This window comes from Kitasatospora sp. NPDC088742 (assembly GCF_055584905.1).
In genome coordinates, this window is the sequence record NZ_JBVJLD010000004.1 from 116,710 (window position 1) to 133,661 (window position 16,952).

The 16,952-nt window shown below is 71.6% G+C and carries 12 protein-coding genes; 1 reads left to right on the forward strand and 11 read right to left on the reverse strand.

The window, feature by feature from the left end; genetic code table 11:
* Positions 1-2 precede the first annotated feature (2 nt).
* From ACZ6ZR_RS06135 to uvrA, 11 genes are all read right to left on the reverse strand, one after another.
* A complete protein-coding gene (locus ACZ6ZR_RS06135; RefSeq protein WP_465639825.1) occupies positions 3-1,208 on the reverse strand; it encodes a phosphoglycerate kinase in 1,206 nt (401 codons plus the stop codon).
* A gap of 157 nt (positions 1,209-1,365) precedes the next feature.
* Positions 1,366-2,370, reverse strand: coding sequence for a type I glyceraldehyde-3-phosphate dehydrogenase (gap, locus tag ACZ6ZR_RS06140; protein ID WP_465639827.1), 1,005 nt, complete (start codon positions 2,368-2,370; stop codon positions 1,366-1,368).
* A gap of 282 nt (positions 2,371-2,652) precedes the next feature.
* Positions 2,653-3,633: a DNA-binding protein WhiA gene (gene whiA, locus ACZ6ZR_RS06145; RefSeq protein ID WP_345288653.1), complete on the reverse strand. Its 981-nt coding sequence runs from the start codon at positions 3,631-3,633 to the stop codon at positions 2,653-2,655.
* A complete protein-coding gene (locus ACZ6ZR_RS06150) occupies positions 3,624-4,685 on the reverse strand; it encodes a gluconeogenesis factor YvcK family protein (RefSeq protein ID WP_465639828.1) in 1,062 nt (353 codons plus the stop codon). The genes whiA and ACZ6ZR_RS06150 overlap by 10 nt, the downstream gene beginning before the upstream one ends.
* Positions 4,686-4,745: 60 nt before the next feature.
* Positions 4,746-5,576 (reverse strand): RNase adapter RapZ, encoded by an 831-nt coding sequence (rapZ, locus tag ACZ6ZR_RS06155; protein WP_452171359.1) that lies wholly within the window; start codon positions 5,574-5,576, stop codon positions 4,746-4,748.
* A gap of 77 nt (positions 5,577-5,653) precedes the next feature.
* Positions 5,654-7,684: an excinuclease ABC subunit UvrC gene (uvrC, locus tag ACZ6ZR_RS06160; protein WP_465639830.1), complete on the reverse strand. Its 2,031-nt coding sequence runs from the start codon at positions 7,682-7,684 to the stop codon at positions 5,654-5,656.
* A 69-nt stretch (positions 7,685-7,753) separates the two neighbouring features.
* The gene (locus tag ACZ6ZR_RS06165; protein WP_465639832.1) at positions 7,754-9,415 is read right to left on the reverse strand and encodes a flavin monoamine oxidase family protein; all 1,662 of its coding nucleotides are present in this window, start codon (positions 9,413-9,415) and stop codon (positions 7,754-7,756) included.
* Positions 9,416-9,512: 97 nt separating this feature from the next.
* Positions 9,513-10,937 carry an APC family permease gene (locus ACZ6ZR_RS06170; protein ID WP_465640071.1) on the reverse strand — a complete coding sequence of 475 codons (1,425 nt, stop codon included), beginning with the start codon at positions 10,935-10,937 and terminating at the stop codon, positions 9,513-9,515.
* Between the two features lie 248 nt (positions 10,938-11,185).
* Positions 11,186-12,178, reverse strand: coding sequence for an ArsR/SmtB family transcription factor (locus ACZ6ZR_RS06175; RefSeq protein WP_465639834.1), 993 nt, complete (start codon positions 12,176-12,178; stop codon positions 11,186-11,188).
* 158 nt (positions 12,179-12,336) lie between these two features.
* Positions 12,337-12,762, reverse strand: a complete 426-nt coding sequence (locus tag ACZ6ZR_RS06180) for a Rieske (2Fe-2S) protein (RefSeq protein ID WP_465639836.1) — start codon at positions 12,760-12,762, stop codon at positions 12,337-12,339.
* Positions 12,763-12,947: 185 nt separating this feature from the next.
* The gene (uvrA, locus tag ACZ6ZR_RS06185) at positions 12,948-15,866 is read right to left on the reverse strand and encodes an excinuclease ABC subunit UvrA (RefSeq protein ID WP_465639838.1); all 2,919 of its coding nucleotides are present in this window, start codon (positions 15,864-15,866) and stop codon (positions 12,948-12,950) included.
* 312 nt (positions 15,867-16,178) lie between these two features.
* Here uvrA and ACZ6ZR_RS06190 point away from each other — a divergent pair, with 312 nt between their 5' ends.
* Positions 16,179-16,931 (forward strand): maleylpyruvate isomerase family mycothiol-dependent enzyme, encoded by a 753-nt coding sequence (locus ACZ6ZR_RS06190; protein WP_465639840.1) that lies wholly within the window; start codon positions 16,179-16,181, stop codon positions 16,929-16,931.
* The last annotated feature ends 21 nt before the right edge of the window (positions 16,932-16,952 follow it).

Consider the following 16,952-nt stretch of genomic DNA (forward strand, 5'->3'; position numbering starts at 1 on the left):
TGTCAGTCCTCCAGGGCGGCGAGACCGGGGAGGGTCTTGCCCTCCAGGTACTCGAGGCTGGCGCCACCGCCGGTCGAAATGTGCCCGAACTCGTTCTCGTCGAAGCCCAGGATGCGGACGGCGGCGGCGGAGTCGCCACCACCGACCACGGTGAACGCGTCACTGTCCAGCAGCGCCTGCGCGACGGCCTTGGTGCCCTCGGCGAAGGCCGGGTGCTCGAAGACGCCGACCGGGCCGTTCCAGAACACGGTCTTCGCGTCGGCCAGCTTCTCGGCGAACAGCTGCTGGGTCTTCGGGCCGATGTCCAGGCCCTCCTTGTCGGCGGGGATCTTGTCCGCGTCGACGATCTCGAAGTCCTCGACCGGGGCGTGCGTCTTGGTGTCCGGGAAGCTGGCGGAGATCGCCACGTCGACCGGGATCACGAACTCGACGCCGTTGGCCTTGCCCCGCTCCAGGTACTCCAGGACGGTCGGGATCTGGTCCTTCTGCAGCAGCGAGATGCCGACCTCGTGGCCCAGTGCCGCGAGGAAGGTGTACGCCATGCCGCCGCCGATCAGGATGCGGTCGGCCTTGCCCAGCAGGTTGTCGATGACGCCGACCTTGTCGGAGACCTTGGAGCCGCCGAGCACCACCACGTACGGGCGCTCCACCTCGTCGGTCAGGCGCTTGAGCACGCCGACCTCGGTGGCGATCAGGTCGCCGACCGCGTGCGGCAGGCGCTTGGGCAGGTCGTAGACCGAGGCGTGCTTGCGGTGCACCGCACCGAAGCCGTCGCCCACGTAGAGGTCGGCCAGCGCGGCGAGTTCGTCGGCGAAGGCGCCGCGCTCGGCGTCGTCCTTCGCGGTCTCGCCGGCGTTGAAGCGCAGGTTCTCCAGCAGCGTGACCTCGCCGTCGGCCAGGGCGGCGACGGTGGCCTTCGCGCTCTCGCCCACGGTGTCGGTGGCGAAGGCCACCGGCCGGCCGAGGATCTCACCGAGGCGCACGGCGACCGGGGCGAGCGAGAACTGCGGGTCGGGCTCGCCCTTGGGGCGGCCCAGGTGGGAAGCGACGATCACCTTGGCACCGGCCGCGACCAGCTTGGCGATGGTCGGGGCGACGGCGCGGATGCGGCCGTCGTCGGTGATGGCACCGTTGGACAGCGGCACGTTCAGGTCGGCGCGGACGAACACCCGCTGGCCGTTGACCTGGAGGTCTTCGATCTTCTTCACGGTGGACGGATCTCCTGGGAAGAGGAGGTGGAAGCGGCACGACGGCGGACCGCTCGGCAGTGGCTACCCGGGGGTCCCGACCCGGGTGTGGGACAGAGCAGGGACCCGAACGCCAGGCGTCCGGGCCCTTGCTCACATCACATCAGCTTCCGCTGGATCAGAGCTGGCCACCGACGAGGGTGGTGAGGTTGACCAGGCGGTTCGAGTAACCCCACTCGTTGTCGTACCAGCCGAAGACCTTGACCTGGTTGCCCTGGACCATGGTCATCAGCGAGTCGAAGATCGTGGAGAACGGCGAGTTCACGATGTCGGAGGAGACGATCGGGTCCTCGGTGTACTGCAGGATGCCCTTGAGGGAGCCCTCGGAGGCCTTCTGGAAGGCCTCGTTGACCTCCTCGACGGTGACCTCGCGCTCGAGGGTGACCACCAGGTCGGTGATCGAGCCGGTCGGGACCGGGACGCGCAGCGAGGTGCCGTCCAGCTTGCCCTTCAGCTCGGGCAGGACCAGGGCGGTGGCCTTGGCGGCACCCGTCGAGGTCGGGATGATGTTGATGGACGCGGCGCGCGCACGACGCAGGTCCTTGTGCGGGAAGTCCAGGGTGACCTGGTCGTTGGTGAACGCGTGCACCGTGGTCATCAGGCCCTTGACGATGCCGAAGTTCTCCTGGAGAACCTTGGCCATCGGCGCCACGCAGTTGGTGGTGCAGGAGGCGTTGGAGATGACGGTGTGGTTCGCCGCGTCGTACTTCTCGTCGTTGACGCCCATCACGATGGTGACGTCCTCGTCCGTCGCCGGCGCCGAGATGATGACCTTCTTCGCACCGGCGGTGACGTGCTTCTTTGCAGCGTCCGCCTTGGTGAAGATGCCGGTGGACTCGATGACGACGTCCACGCCCAGCTCACCCCAGGGGAGGTTGGCCGGGTCGCGCTCGGCGATCACCTTGAAGGTGTGGCCGTCGACGGTGATGCTGTCGGCGGTGTGCGACACCTCGGCCTGGAGGGTTCCGAGGATCGAGTCGTACTTGAGGAGGTGCGCCAGGGTCTTGGTGTCGGTCAGGTCGTTCACGCCGACGATCTCGATGTCCGCGCCCTGGGACTTAACCGCACGGAAGAAGTTGCGGCCGATGCGGCCGAATCCATTGATGCCTACCCGGATCGTCACGAACCGATCTCCTTAGTGGGTACGCCGGTCTCCCGACGCGATGGAAATGGGATGTCCCCGACCACCTATGACCCTACCCCTCCGGGGCCTGCCTGGGCACATCGCCTCACCGCCACGGGCCAGCCCTGACAGGCTTCCGGGACCTTCTCGGGGCCTACGTCCCGGCCCCGCAGGGCAGTTGGGCCCGGCCTCCGGGGCACCTGACGGGGCGTCGGGTGCCACGAAGGCCGGTGTCCACCATGTGGACACCGGCCGTTCGGTGAGTGGGCCGCTGAGGCTCCGTCAGTTCATCGCCATCTCGTCGGTGAGGCTGGCCTCGGTGCTCGGCAGGCCGAGCTCGGAGGCGCGCTTGTCGGCCATCGCCAGCAGCCGGCGGATCCGGCCGGCCACCGCGTCCTTGGTGAGCGGCGGGTCGGCGAGCGCGCCGAGCTCCTCCAGCGAGGCCTGCTTGTGCTGCATCCGCAGCTGGCCGGCGGCCGCCAGGTGCTCCGGCACCTCCTCGCCGAGGATCTCCAGCGCCCGCTGCACCCGGGCACCGGCCGCCACCGCGGCCCGGGCCGAGCGGCGCAGGTTGGCGTCGTCGAAGTTGGCCAGCCGGTTGGCGGTGGCCCGCACCTCGCGCCGCATCCGGCGCTCCTCCCAGGCCAGCACCGACTCGTGCGCGCCGAGCCGGGTGAGCAGCGCGCCGATCGCGTCGCCGTCCCGGATCACCACCCGGTCCACCCCGCGCACCTCGCGGGCCTTGGCCGGGATGCCCAGCCGGCGGGCCGCGCCGACCAGGGCCAGCGCCGCCTCGGAGCCGGGGCAGGTGATCTCCAGGGAGGAGGAGCGGCCCGGCTCGGTCAGCGAGCCGTGCGCCAGGAAGGCACCGCGCCAGGCGGCCTCCGCGTCACAGGTCGCGCCCGAGACCACCGCCGGGGGGAGCCCCCGGATCGGGCGCCCGCGCCCGTCCACCAGCCCGGTCTGCCGGGCCAGCAACTCACCGTCCTTCACCACCCGCACCACGTACCGGCTGCCGCGGCGCAGCCCGCCGGGGGCCATCACCACCAGGTCGGAGGAGTGCCCGAAGATCTCCAACAGGTCCTTGCGCAGCCTGCGGGCCGCAATGCCGGTGTCCAGCTCCGCCTCGATCACGATCCGGCCGCTCACGATGTGAAGCCCGCCCGCGAACCGGAGGATCGCCGAGACCTCTGCCTTGCGGCAGCAGGCCCGGGTGACGGGGAGCCGGCTGATTTCGTCCTTGACCGCTGCCGTCATCGCCATGGGCCGATCCTTCCATGTGTCCGGAAAATCCGGTCGTACGCAGCCGCCAACAGCTCCCGGTCGTGTCGCGGCGTCCCGTCCGCGGCGGCGACTTTGTCGAGCACCAGTGCGGCACCCATCCGTCCGGCGGCCTTCTCCAGTCCGGCCAGGTCCGCCTGGCCGAAGGCGCCACCGGTGACGGCGCGCTCGTCGACAAGGATCGCATCCACCGAGAGCCCCGGAGCGTGGTCCGCGAAGACCTCCAGGTGGCGCTGCGGGGTGAAGCCCTCGGTCTCGCCGGGCTGCGGGGCCAGGTTGAGGGTGAGCAGGCGGCGGGCCCGGGTGTCGGAGAGCGCCGCGGCCAGCTCGGGCACCAGCAGGTGGGGCAGCACGCTGGTGAACCAGGAGCCGGGGCCGAGCACCACCCAGTCCGCGTCCAGCACCGCCTTGACCGCCTCCGGGACGGCCGGGGGCTCCTCGGGCAGCAGACGGATGGACTCCACCGTGCCGGGGGTGACGGCCACGTGGGCCTGGCCCCGGACGGCGGTCATCCGGGCCGGGTGCGCCGGGTCGTGCCCGCGCACCTCGGCCTCGATGTCCAGCGGCACCGCCGACATGGGCAGCACCCGGCCCTGCACGTTGAGCAGCTTGCCGACCCAGTCCAGCGCGGCCACCGGATCGCCGAGCTTCTCCCAGAGGGCGACGATCAGCAGGTTGCCCACCGCGTGGCCGCCGAGCTCGCCGTCGCCGGTGAAGCGCTGCTGGATCACCTCGGACCAGGTCCGGCCCCACTCGTCGTCCCCGCAGAGCGCGGCCAGCGCCTTGCGCAGGTCGCCCGGCGGGAGCACGCCCAGCTCGGCCCGGAGCCGGCCGCTGGAGCCACCGTCGTCGGCGACGGTGACCACGGCGGTCAGCTCGGTGGTCAGCCGGCGCAGCGCGGAGAGCGAGGCGGACAACCCCTGGCCGCCGCCGAGCGCCGTGATCCTCGGCGCACGCCGCTGCCGCGCCGGTGCCTGCCCTGCCACCGAGTGCCCCACCACTGCCACGCCGACCCCAGTCCGTCGTTCCGCCATGCCTGTAGGAGCGACAGCGGGACCGGATCCGTCACTCCCCGGTGGTGAGAGCCCCGGTGGTCACTCCCTGCCCATGTCGCGGTGGACCAGCACCGTCTCGACGCCGTCCGCGATCAGACGCTTCGTCAGACGCTCGGACATCGCGACGCTGCGATGCTTCCCACCGGTGCAGCCTACGGCAAGGGTCATGTACCGCTTGCCCTCCCGGCGGTAGCCCTCCGTGACGATCTTGAGGAGCTCGGCGTAGCCGTTCAGGAACTCGTTCGACCCCGGCTGCTGGAAGACGTAGTCGGCCACGTCCGGGTCGGTGCCGGTGCGGGCCCGCAGCTCGGGGACCCAGTGCGGGTTCGGCAGGAAGCGGCAGTCCACCACCAGGTCGGCGTCGACCGGCAGGCCGTACTTGAAGCCGAAGGACATCACGGTGGCGCGCAGCTCGGGCTCGTCGTGGTCGGCGAACTGGGCGTCCAGCTTGGCCCGGAGCTGATGGACGTTCAGGTCGGAGGTGTCGATCACCAGGTCGGCCTCGCCGCGCAGCTCGCGCAGCAGGTCGCGCTCGCGCTCGATGCCGTCCACGATCCGCCCGTCGGCCTGCAGCGGGTGCGGGCGGCGGACCGACTCGAAGCGGCGCACCAGGGCGTCCTCGGAGGACTCCAGGAAGACCACCCGGAGGCGGACGCCGCGCTTCTCCAGCTCCTCCAGCGAGGTGAGCAGGTCGTCGAAGAACTTCCGCCCGCGGACGTCCACCACCACGCCGATCCGGGGCACCGCGCCCTGGGATCGCGCGCCGAGGTCGACCATGGTCGGGATGAGGGCCGGGGGGAGGTTGTCCACCACGAACCAGCCCAGGTCCTCCAGGCACTTGGCGGCGGTGCTCCGCCCCGCTCCGGACATGCCGGAGATGATCACCAGTTCCGGGGAGTTCTCTCCGCCACCCGTCTTCTGGGTGGTTCCCCCGTGGTCTGCCGCAGTCACTTCTGGTCCCCGCTCTCGGTACTTCCGTACTCGCTGCTGTCGTCGTCCATGCTGTCGTCAATGATCTCGCCGGTGGCGGTGTTCACCGCCGGAGCGGCCGGTGTACGGACGGCCAATGCCGCGACAACAGTCTCCGCCGTGTGCCGGCCGATGCCCGGCACCTCGCAGATCTCCGCCACGGTGGCGGCCCGCAGTTTCTTCAACGAGCCGAAGTGCTTGAGCAGCGCCTGGCGGCGAGTCTCGCCGAGGCCGGGGACGGAGTCCAGCTCCCCCGCCGTGAGCCGCTTGGCACGCTTGCCGCGCTGGTACGCGATGGCGAAACGGTGCGCCTCGTCGCGGACCCGCTGGAGCAGGTAGAGGCCCTCGCTGGAGCGCGGCAGCACCACCGGGTCGTCCTGGCCGGGCAGCCAGACCTCCTCCAGGCGCTTGGCCAGCCCGCAGACCGCCACGTCGTCGATGCCCAGCTCCTCCAACGCCCGCTGCGCGGCGGCCACCTGGGGCTGCCCGCCGTCGACCACCACCAGCTGCGGCGGGTAGGCGAAGCGCTTGGGGCGGCCGTCCTCGGTGCGCGGGCCGCTCGGCTCCTCGGCGTCCTCCTCGGGGACGGCCCACTCCCCCGTCTGCTCGCGCTCCTGGAGGTAGCGGCGGAACCGACGGGTGATCACCTCGTGCATCGAGCGGACGTCGTCCTGCCCCTCGAAGCCCTTGATCTGGAACCGCCGGTACTCGCCCTTGCGCACCAGGCCGTCCTCGAAGACCACCATCGAGGCGACCACGTCCTGGCCCTGGAGGTGGGAGATGTCGAAGCACTCGATCCGCAGCGGCACCGAGTCCAGCTCCAGCGCCTCGGAGATCTCCTGGAGCGCCCGGCTACGGGTCGTCAGGTCGGAGGCGCGCTTGGTCTTGTGCAGCACCAGCGACTGCTGGGCGTTCTTCTGCACGGTGGCCATCAGGTCCTTCTTGTCCCCGCGCTGCGGCACCCGCAGGTCCACCTGGGCGCCGCGCAGGCCGGTCAGCCACTCCTGCACCGGGCCGGCCGGCTCCGGCAGGGCCGGCACCAGCACCTCGCGCGGGACGGACTCCGCCCCGGAGCCGCCGCCGTAGAGCTGCTGGAGCGCGTGCTCCACCAGCCCGGCGGTGTCCACGTCCTCGACCTTGTCGGTGACCCAGCCGCGCTGGCCGCGGACCCGGCCGCCGCGGACGTGGAAGATCTGGACGGCCGCCTCCAGCTCGTCCTCGGCCAGCGCCAGCAGGTCGGCGTCGGTGCCGTCGCCGAGCACCACCGCGTTCTTCTCCATCGCGCGCCTGAGCGCGCCCAGGTCGTCGCGCAGCCGGGCGGCCTTCTCGTACTCCATCGCGGCGGCCGCCTGCTGCATCTCCTGCTCCAGCCGGCGCAGGTGGTTGCCCGTCCGGCCGGCCATGAAGTCGCAGAACTCCTCGGCCAGTTCGGCGTGGTCCTCGGCGGAGATCTTGCCGACGCAGGGCGCCGCGCACTTGCCGATGTAGCCGAGCAGGCAGGGGCGGCCGATCTGCCGGGCCCGCTTGAACACCCCGTTGGAACACGTCCGCACCGGGAAGACCCGGAGCATCAGGTCGACCGTCTCGCGGATCGCCCAGGCGTGCCCGTACGGACCGAAGTAGCGCACGCCCTTCTTGTGCGCCCCGCGCATCACCTGGACCCGCGGGTACTCGTCGTTCATGGTGACCGCGAGCTCCGGATAGCTCTTGTCGTCCCGGTACTTGACGTTGAACCGCGGGTCGAACTCCTTGATCCAGGAGTACTCCAGCTGCAGCGCCTCGACCTCGGTGGCCACCACCGTCCACTCCACCGAGGCGGCCGTGGTGACCATCGTCGCGGTGCGCGGGTGCAGGTTGGCCACGTCCTGGAAGTACGAGGAGAGCCGGGGCCGCAGGCTCTTGGCCTTCCCCACGTAGATGACCCGGCCGTGCCCGTCACGGAACTTGTAGACACCGGGCGAGGTCGGAATGGCCCCGGGAGCGGGCCGGTACGTGGAGGGGTCTGCCATAGTCCCCTACCGTACCGACCCGGACCGACACCCCGGGGCACTGTCCGTCAGCTAGTGCCGGGCCCGGCACTAGGCACCGATCGAGCTCAACACCTCCTGGGCGGCGCGGGCGCCCTCGGTGGCACCGCCCTCCATGTAGCCCTGGAAGTCGTAGGAGGTGTGCTCGCCGGCGAAGTGCAGGCGGCCCTGGGCGGTGCCCTCGTAGCCGGCGCAGGTGGTCAGGTAGCCGACCGGCCAGCAGGAGTAGGCGCCGAGGGTGGTGGGGTTGAGGTGCCAGGCGGAGAGGGTGGCCCTGCCGGTCCAGGCGGCCTTGGTGCCGGGCCAGAGGCGGTCGATCTGGGTGAGGCGGTCGGTGGCCATGGCCCGGGTGTAGGCGTTGGTGGCGTCGGTGAAGGGGGCGCCGGGGGTGAGCGAGCGGGCCGGGGTGCCGCCGTGGTACTGGACCAGGATGCCGCCGGGTCCGGGCTGACCCTTCGTCACGTCCCACGCCTGCTGGAAGGGCTGGTCGCTGAAGCACTCGCCGCCGGAGACCCCGGGCCACGGCCCGGTGCCGGTCCACGGGCGGCTGCCGGTCTGCATGTTGAGCTTGGTGCAGAAGCCCATGGTCATGTCGGTGAGCACCCGCCGCATCATCGGGTCCAGCCCGGCCCCGGTGAGGTCGACGCGCTGTTGGAGCACCGGCAGCGGCAGCGCCAGGACGGTGTGGTCGGCGGTGACGGCCTTGGTCCCGCCACCGTCGAGGCGGAAGGTGAGGGTCTGGCTGCCGTCGGCGTTGCGGGTGACGGCGAGCAGGGTGTGGCCGGGCTGCACGGTGCCGGCCGGGAGGGCGGCCCGGATCGCCTTCGGCACCTGGTCGTTGCCGCCGGTGACGTGGTAGCGCTCGTCGCTGCCGCCCCAGATGTTGAAGCTGCCGGGGTTGGCCTGCCAGGAGAGCATCAGCAGCAGGGCGTAGGAGGACTGGGCGGTGGTGTCGGCGCCGTACTCGACCGCGTAGGCGACGTCCAGCAGCGCGCCGAGCCGGCTGGAGGTGCCGCCGGGCACCCGGCTCTCGATCCAGTCCCGTACGGACATCCGGTCCAGGGCCACGGCGGCCTGGTTGTAGTCGGCCCAGGTCGGCCCGGAGCCGCCGGCCTGGATGTCGTTCTTGATGGTCTGCCAGATTCCCTTGAACTCGGCGTTGGCGGTCTCCCTCGGGTAGTAGCTCCCCTGGAACTGCAGGGTCTGCTCGCCGTCCGAGAAGTGCCGGATCGAGGTGGTGGCCAGGCCGAAGCGCTGGCAGAGCCGGAGCATCGTGTGGTGCCCGGTGTCGATCAACTCGGCGCCGTACTCGGAGACCTGGCCGCCGGCCCAGTCGCTCTTGGAGTACATCCGGCCGCCGACCCGGCCGGTCTCGGCCTCGTAGACGGTGGCCGCGATGCCCTTGTCGGCCAGGGTGAGGGCGGCGTTCAGGCCGGAGATGCCGGCGCCGACGACGGCGATCCGGGGCGGGGTGCCCTTGTACTTGGCGTCGGCGGTGGCGGCACGGGCCTTCGGGGCGGCGGCGACCCCGGCCACGCCGAGCCCGAGCGCGGCGGCGCGGGCCAGCAGGGCACGGCGGGACGGGCCGTCGGGCTCGGCCAGCGCCTCGTCGCGGAAGCCGGCGTACTCGTCGGCGGGCAGGCGCAGCCGGTCGGCGGCGGCCTGGTCGGCCAGGGCGGAGCGGAGCAGGCGGGTGTGGGGGGTGCGGGCCATGTGGGGGTTCCCTCCTGATGGGGAATCGGCCGGTGCAGGGGGTGGCCCGGCCGTGGGGGCGGCCCGGGCGGGTGGTGACGGCGGGTCGGACGGGGGGTCAGACGGTGACGGGCTCTTCCTCGGTGCGCTCCTGGGCGTCCTCGACCACCAGTCGGCCCATCAGCTCGTACTTGGCCGGGTGCCGGGCCCGCATGTACAGCGCGAGGCCCAGGCCGCCGAGGAAGACGGCGCCGACGATCCACGGGATCAGCTTGAAGAGCAGGGTCTGCGAGGCGGCCCCGGCGGCGGTGTCCAGGTTGGCCACCAGCAGGCCGATGGCGGCCAGCATGCCGAGCCCGCCGAGCAGCGGGGCGGTGAAGGTGCGGAACCAGTGCCGGCTCTCGGGGTGGTTGCGGCGGAAGTAGGCGATCACCGCGAAGGAGCAGAGCGTCTGCACCACCAGCAGGGCGAGCGTGCCGAGGATGGCCATCAGGGTGTACAGCCCGGCGTACGGGTCCTGCCCGGCGATCCAGAAGCCGCCGACCACGGCCAGCGCGATCCCGGTCTGGGTGAAGGAGGCGACGTACGGCGAGCCGTGCCGGGGGTGGGTGCGGCCCAGCGCCGGGTGCAGGAAGCCCTCGCGGCCGATCGCGTAGAGGTAGCGGGAGGCGCACTGGTGGAAGGCCATGCCGCAGGCGAAGGCGCTGGTCACCATCAGCCACTGGAACGCGGTGACGGCCCAACCGCCCAGGTAGGTACGGGCGGGAGCGAGGAAGAGGTCCAGCGGGCTGCTGCTGGTGGCCAGGCCGACGGCCGCGTCCGGGGTGTCGGCGGCCAGCACCATCCAGGTGACGAAGGTGTACAGCACGCCGAGCGCCAGCACCGCGACCAGGGTGGCGCGCGGGATGATCCGGCGCGGGTCGCGGGACTCCTCGCCGTACATCGCGGTGGACTCGAAGCCGATCCAGGACCAGAAGCAGAAGAACAGGCCGACACCCGCGTTCACCCCGGCGAAGGCACCGGTCGGGTCGAGGGTGCCGAGGTGCAGCCCGGACGGGCCGCCGCCGTGCAGCAGGATCGAGGCGGCCAGCAGCACCAGCATCACCACCTCGCCGACCAGGAACAGCCCGAGCAGCTTGGATGCCACCTCCAGGTCGAAGTAGGAGAGCAGCGCGGTGACCGCCAGCATCGCCAGCGCATAGACCTGCCACGGGAGTTCGACGCCGAACTGGGCCTCGACGGTCTGCTGCCCGAAGTAGGCGAAGATCCCGACGATGGAGGCCTCGAAGACCACGTAGGCCAGCACCGCGAGCAGCCCGGAGGCCATCCCGGCGATCCGGCCGAGCCCGTGCGAGACGAAGCCGTAGAACGCCCCGGCGGTGGTGATGTGCCGGGCCATCGCCACGTACCCGACGGTGAAGACGGTGAGCACCACCGTCACGAAGACGAAGCCGGCGGGGGCGTGCACGCCGTTCCCGCCACCGACCACCACCGGCAGGTTGCCGGTCATCGCGGTGATCGGCGCCGCGGTGGCCAGCGCCATGAAGACCACGCCCGCCAGACCCACCGAGTTGGCTCTGAGCCGCTGCACGGTGGGCGGCGCGCTCTGCTGTTCGACTGCGGACACGGTGAACTCCACTGGGAGGCGGGGGGAGATGGGCCCGCCCAGTGTGGTGGCGATCACAGCACCGGGGCTCCGGTCAGGTTGTAGCCGCCCTCATCAAAGGATTGACGGCCTGTCACCTGGACGGCTGGGCCACCCGTGCGCGTGGTTGACGCCGTCCGGGCGCCTCACGCCCCCGTCCGGTTCAGCAGGTCCGTCCCCAGCGGCGTGATCGTGTGCAGCACCGCGCCGCCCCGTCGCTGGGTGGTGATCAGGTTGGCGTTGCGCAGCACCGTCGCGTGCTGGCTGGCCGAGGCCGCCGAGACGTTGAGGCGGCGGGCCAGTTCGGTGGTGGTGCAGCCGTCCGTCACCACGTCCAGGGCGGCGGCCCGGGTGCGGCCGAGCAGGGCGGTGAGGGAGTGCCGGGCCGTCGGGTCCGGGCTGAAGATCCCGGCTCCGGTCAGCGGGTCCCGCACGGTGGGGAAGGCGAGCACGTGGGCGGCGTCCGGGTCCATGGTGTCGGTCAGCAGCACCGGCGGGTCCCCCAGGAAGACCATCGGCGCCAGCACCAGGCCGCGCCCGCCCAAGGGGATGTCCAGGTCCCTCGGGTAGGTGACCTCCAGCACGGGGGCGCGCCAGCGGATGACGGGGCTGCAGAAGGTGTCGAGCAGCTGCTCCACGCCGCCGTCCAGCAGGGTGCGGGCCAGGTCGGCCCGGACGGCGTCCAGGTGGGCGCGGATCCGGCCCCAGTACGGGCCGACGGTGGCGTCGTGGGTGGCCCGCAGCGAGTCGGCCAGCCGCTGACGGGCACTCAGGTCGCCCTCCAGCAGGGCGCGGACCCACCGCTGGTCGGCCTGCGGGGTGGCGACGTGCCCGAGTTCGAGCCGGACCAGCTCGTCCGGGGCGCCGAGCAGCCGCTCGATGCCGGCCTCCACCGAGGGGTCGCTGCCGGTGAGCGCCCCGAGGTCCAGCCGCGGCCCGGGCCCGTTGACCAGCGAGGCCAGTGGCCGCAGCTCCTCGGCCAGCTGCCCGCCGAACTGCCGCCGCCAGGGCCGGAACTGGGTACAGCTGGTGGCCCCGGTGAGCTTCGCCAGCCCGTGGAAGGTCTCCGCCAACGGGCCCATGGTGGGCGCCACCCGCACGCGCGCCAGGTCGTCCGCCGTCAGATGGATACGCAGCACCTTTAAGCCTCCCCCGAAACCCCTGGTCAGTACCCCCGCCGACCCCGCAGGATCTCCCTTGTCGCCGCTGCCCGGTACGGGGGTACGGACAGCGGAGCGGCCCGGTCACGCCGTCCTCCACCGGCGCGGCCGGGCCCCCACGCGCCCTCTGCCGCCGGCTACTTGGTGACCTGGAAGGCCCCGTCCTTGACCGCGACCTGGTACTGCGGGAGCGGGCTGGGCGCCGGACCGTCCTTGACCGCGCCGTCGGCGATCGCGAACTTGCTGTAGTGGCAGGGGCAGTTGACGGTGCCGTCCTTGACCTCGTCCACCACGCAGCCCGCGTGGGTGCACTTGGCGCTGAAGGCCTTGTACTGCCCCTCGACCGGCTGCGTGACCACGATCTTCTGCTCGCGGTAGACCTTCCCGCCGCCCACCGGCACGTCGGCCACCGCACCGACCTGCACCGGCCCGGCCGCCGCGGCCGGCTGCTCCGAGGAGGCCGCGGAGCCGCAGGCCGTCACGGCGCCCGCTCCCCCGGCGGCGAGCACCGCGCCGCAGAGCAGGGTGCGGCGGCTGGGCCCGGCGGACGTGGTCTCGGTCATCGGTGAAGCTCCCTCGGCGAAGTGGGCTCGGCCCGGCTCGGATCAGCTCGGATCGGCTCGGCCCGGCCCGGCTCGGATCAGCTCGGATCGGCTCGGCCCGGCCCGGCTCGGATCAGCTCGCCGAAGTCTATGCCGGGACGACGGAAGGGCCGCCCCGTGGGGCGGCCCTTCTCGTACCGCTGTGCCTACTTCTTCGCCGCGACCCGCTTCCGGGGAGCGGCGGCCTTCTTCGCCGTCTTGGTGGCCTGGGCCGGCACTGGGGCGGCCGGGAGCAGGATGTCCCGGAGGAACTTGCCGGTGTGACTGGCCGTCACGGCGGCCACCTCCTCCGGGGTGCCCTCGGCGACCACCATGCCGCCGCCGGATCCGCCCTCGGGGCCCATGTCGACCAGCCAGTCGGCGGTCTTGATGACGTCGAGGTTGTGCTCGATGACGATGACCGTGTTCCCCTTCTCCACCAGACCGTCGAGGACCTTGATCAGCTTGCTGATGTCCTCGAAGTGCAGGCCGGTGGTGGGCTCGTCCAGCACGTAGACCGTGCGGCCGGTGGAGCGCTTCTGCAGCTCGGAGGCGAGCTTGACGCGCTGCGCCTCACCGCCGGAGAGGGTCGGCGCGGACTGGCCGAGCCGGACGTAGCCGAGGCCGACGTCGTTCAGCGTGCGCAGGTGGCGGGCGATCGAGGGGACGGCCTCGAAGAAGTGCATGGCCTCCTCGATCGGCATGTCCAGCACCTCGGCGATGGACTTCCCCTTGTAGTGCACCTCCAGCGTCTCCCGGTTGTACCGGGCGCCGTGGCAGACCTCGCACGGCACGTAGACGTCGGGCAGGAAGTTCATCTCGATCTTGATGGTGCCGTCGCCGGAGCAGTGCTCGCAGCGGCCGCCCTTCACGTTGAAGGAGAACCGGCCCTGGAGGTAGCCCCGGACCTTGGCCTCCTGGGTCTCCGCGAACAGCTTGCGGACGTTGTCGAAGACGCCGGTGTAGGTGGCCGGGTTGGACCGCGGGGTGCGGCCGATCGGCGACTGGTCGACGTGCACCACCTTGTCCACCAGCTCGGTGCCGGTGATCCGGGTGTGCCGGCCGGGGACGCTGCGCGCCCCGTTCAGCTCCCGGGCGAGGTGGGTGTAGAGGATGTCGTTGACCAGGGTGGACTTGCCGGAGCCGGAGACGCCGGTGATCGCGGTGAAGGTGCCGAGCGGGAAGCCGACCGTGACGTCCTGGAGGTTGTGCTCGCGGGCACCGTGCACCACCAGCTGGCGCTTCTTGTCCCGCGGGCGGCGGACCACCGGGGTCGGGATGGAGCGGCGGCCGGACAGGTACTGCCCGGTGATCGACTCCTCGTTCTCCAGCAGCTCCTTCATCGAGCCGGAGTGCACCACCTTGCCGCCGTGCTCACCGGCGCCGGGGCCGATGTCGACCACCCAGTCGGCGGTCTTGATGGTGTCCTCGTCGTGCTCGACGACGATCAGCGTGTTCCCGATGTCGCGGAGGCGGACCAGGGTCTCGATCAGGCGGTGGTTGTCCCGCTGGTGGAGGCCGATGGAGGGCTCGTCCAGCACGTAGAGCACGCCGACCAGGCCGGAGCCGATCTGGGTGGCCAGCCGGATGCGCTGGGCCTCGCCGCCGGAGAGGGTGCCGGCCGCGCGGTTGAGCGAGAGGTAGTCCAGGCCGACGTCGACCAGGAAGCGGAGCCGCTCGTTGACCTCCTTGAGCACCCGCTCGGCGATCTGCTTGTCCCGGGCGTTGAGCTTCATGCCGCCGAGGAACTCGGCGCAGTCGGCGATCGACATCCCGGAGACGTCCGCGATCGACTTGTCGAGGATGGTGACCGCCAGGATCACCGGCTTGAGCCGGGTGCCGTGGCAGGACGGGCAGGGCACCTCGCGCATGTAGCCCTCGAAGCGCTCGCGGCTGCTGTCGCTCTCCGACTCGGAGTGACGGCGCGTCACGAACGGGATCGCGCCCTCGAACGGCGCGGTGTACGAACGCTCGCGCCCGTAGCGGTTGTTGTACCGGACCTCGACCTGGGTCTTGTGGCCGTACAGCAGCGCCTTCTTGGCCCGCTGCGGCAGCCCGGCCCACGGCAGGTCGGTGCGGAAGCCGAGCTCGCCGGCCAGCGCGTCGGTGAGCCGGGAGAAGTACTCCTTGGTGTGGCCCTGGGACCACGGGTGGATCGCGCCCTCGTCGAGCGACTTCTCGTCGTCCGGGACGACCAGCTCCGGGTCGACCTCCATCCGGCTGCCCAGGCCCGAGCAGTCCGGGCAGGCGCCGAACGGCGAGTTGAAGGAGAACGAGCGGGGCTCCAGCTCCTCGAACGACACGTCGTCGTACGGGCAGTAGAGGTGCTCGGAGTACATCCGCTCGCGCTCCGGGTCGTCCTCCGCGAGGTCGACGAAGTCGAGCACCACCATGCCGCCGCCGAGCCGCAGCGCCGTCTCCACCGAGTCGGTGAGCCGGCGCTTGGCGGTGGACTTCACGGTGAGGCGGTCGACGACCACCTCGATGGTGTGCTTCTCCTGCTTCTTGAGCGTCGGCGGCTCGGTGAGCTGGACGGTGGCGCCGTCCACCCGGGCGCGGGCGTAGCCCTTGGACTGCAGGTCGGCGAAGAGGTCGACGAACTCGCCCTTGCGCTCCCGGACCACCGGGCTGAGCACCTGGAAGCGGGTGCCCTCGGGCAGCTCCAGCACCCGGTCGACGATGGCCTGCGGGGACTGCTTGGCGATCGGGCGCGAGCAGTGCGGGCAGTGCGGCTTGCCGATCCGGGCGAACAGCAGGCGGAGGTAGTCGTACACCTCGGTGATGGTGCCGACGGTGGAGCGCGGATTCCGGTTGGTGGACTTCTGGTCGATCGAGACGGCCGGGGAGAGGCCCTCGATGAAGTCCACGTCGGGCTTGTCCATCTGGCCCAGGAACTGGCGGGCGTAGGAGGACAGCGACTCGACGTAGCGGCGCTGGCCCTCCGCGAAGATCGTGTCGAAGGCCAGCGAGGACTTGCCGGAGCCGGAGAGGCCGGTGAAGACGATGAGTGAGTCGCGCGGGAGGTCGAGCGAGACGTTCTTGAGGTTGTGCTCGCGAGCACCGCGGACGATGAGGCGGTCGGCCACTGCTTCTGGCGCCTTTCTCCGAGGGAGGGTGGCTGGGAAGGGCTGCGTGGCCCACTGCTGGGGACCAACAAGCGCAATCGGGTGAATTCTTCCAGTGTGCGCCCGTCAGCCTACTAGCTCATGCGTTCGAATAACGACCGTGTCCAGCCAGGTCCACCCGAACGAGTGACGACCGGGCCGGGCCCAGGATCCGAGTCTGCGGAAAACCCGCTGCTCAAGCCCGTGGCCGCCGGTAGCGTCCACCGTGTCAACGAGGCGCAGCCCCTCCGGGCAACGCCCGCGACCACCGGAACCGGGAGTCCTCACACCACCATGACCGACACCACTGACAACGCCGACGCCGCTGCCGCCGCCGCCCGCGCGGCCGCCGACCTCAGGACCGTCGAGGCGTCCACCGCGACCCTGCTCCGGGTCGCCGCCGAACTCGGCCCCGAGCAGGTCCGGGAGCCCTCCGCCCTGCCGGACTGGACCAGGGGCCACGTCCTGACCCACCTCGCCCGCAACGCCGACTCACTGGTCAACCTGCTGGACACCGCCTCCACCGGCCGCGACATCCCGCAGTACGCCAGCCCCGAGGCCCGGGACCTGGACATCGAGGCCGGCGCCCCGCGCCCGCTGGCCGAGCAGTGGGACGACCTGCGGGCCAGCCACCGGCGCTTCACCGAGGCCGCCGCCCGGCTCGCCGAGCAGGACTGGAGCACCCCGCTCAAGCACCGCTCCGGCTACCTCTTCCCGGCCCAGGAGCTGCCCTGGAAGCGCCTGATGGAGGTCGAGTACCACCTGGTCGACCTCGCCGCCGGCTACACCCCGGCGGACTGGCCGCTCACCTTCGCCTCCGGCGAACTGCCCCGCCTGGCACGGCAGTTCGAGAACTCCGGCAGCCTGCCCGCCCTCCGGCTGACCGCCACCGACACCGGAGCGGCGGCCACCGTGGCCGGCGCCGGCGAGCCGCCGGTCACCGTCGAGGGCCCGCTGCGCGACCTGGTCGCCTGGCTCTCCGGACGCGGCGACGGTTCGACGTTGTCCGCCTCCGCCCCGCTGCCCACCGTCCCGCCGATGAGCTGATACCGCATGATGGTGCATCAG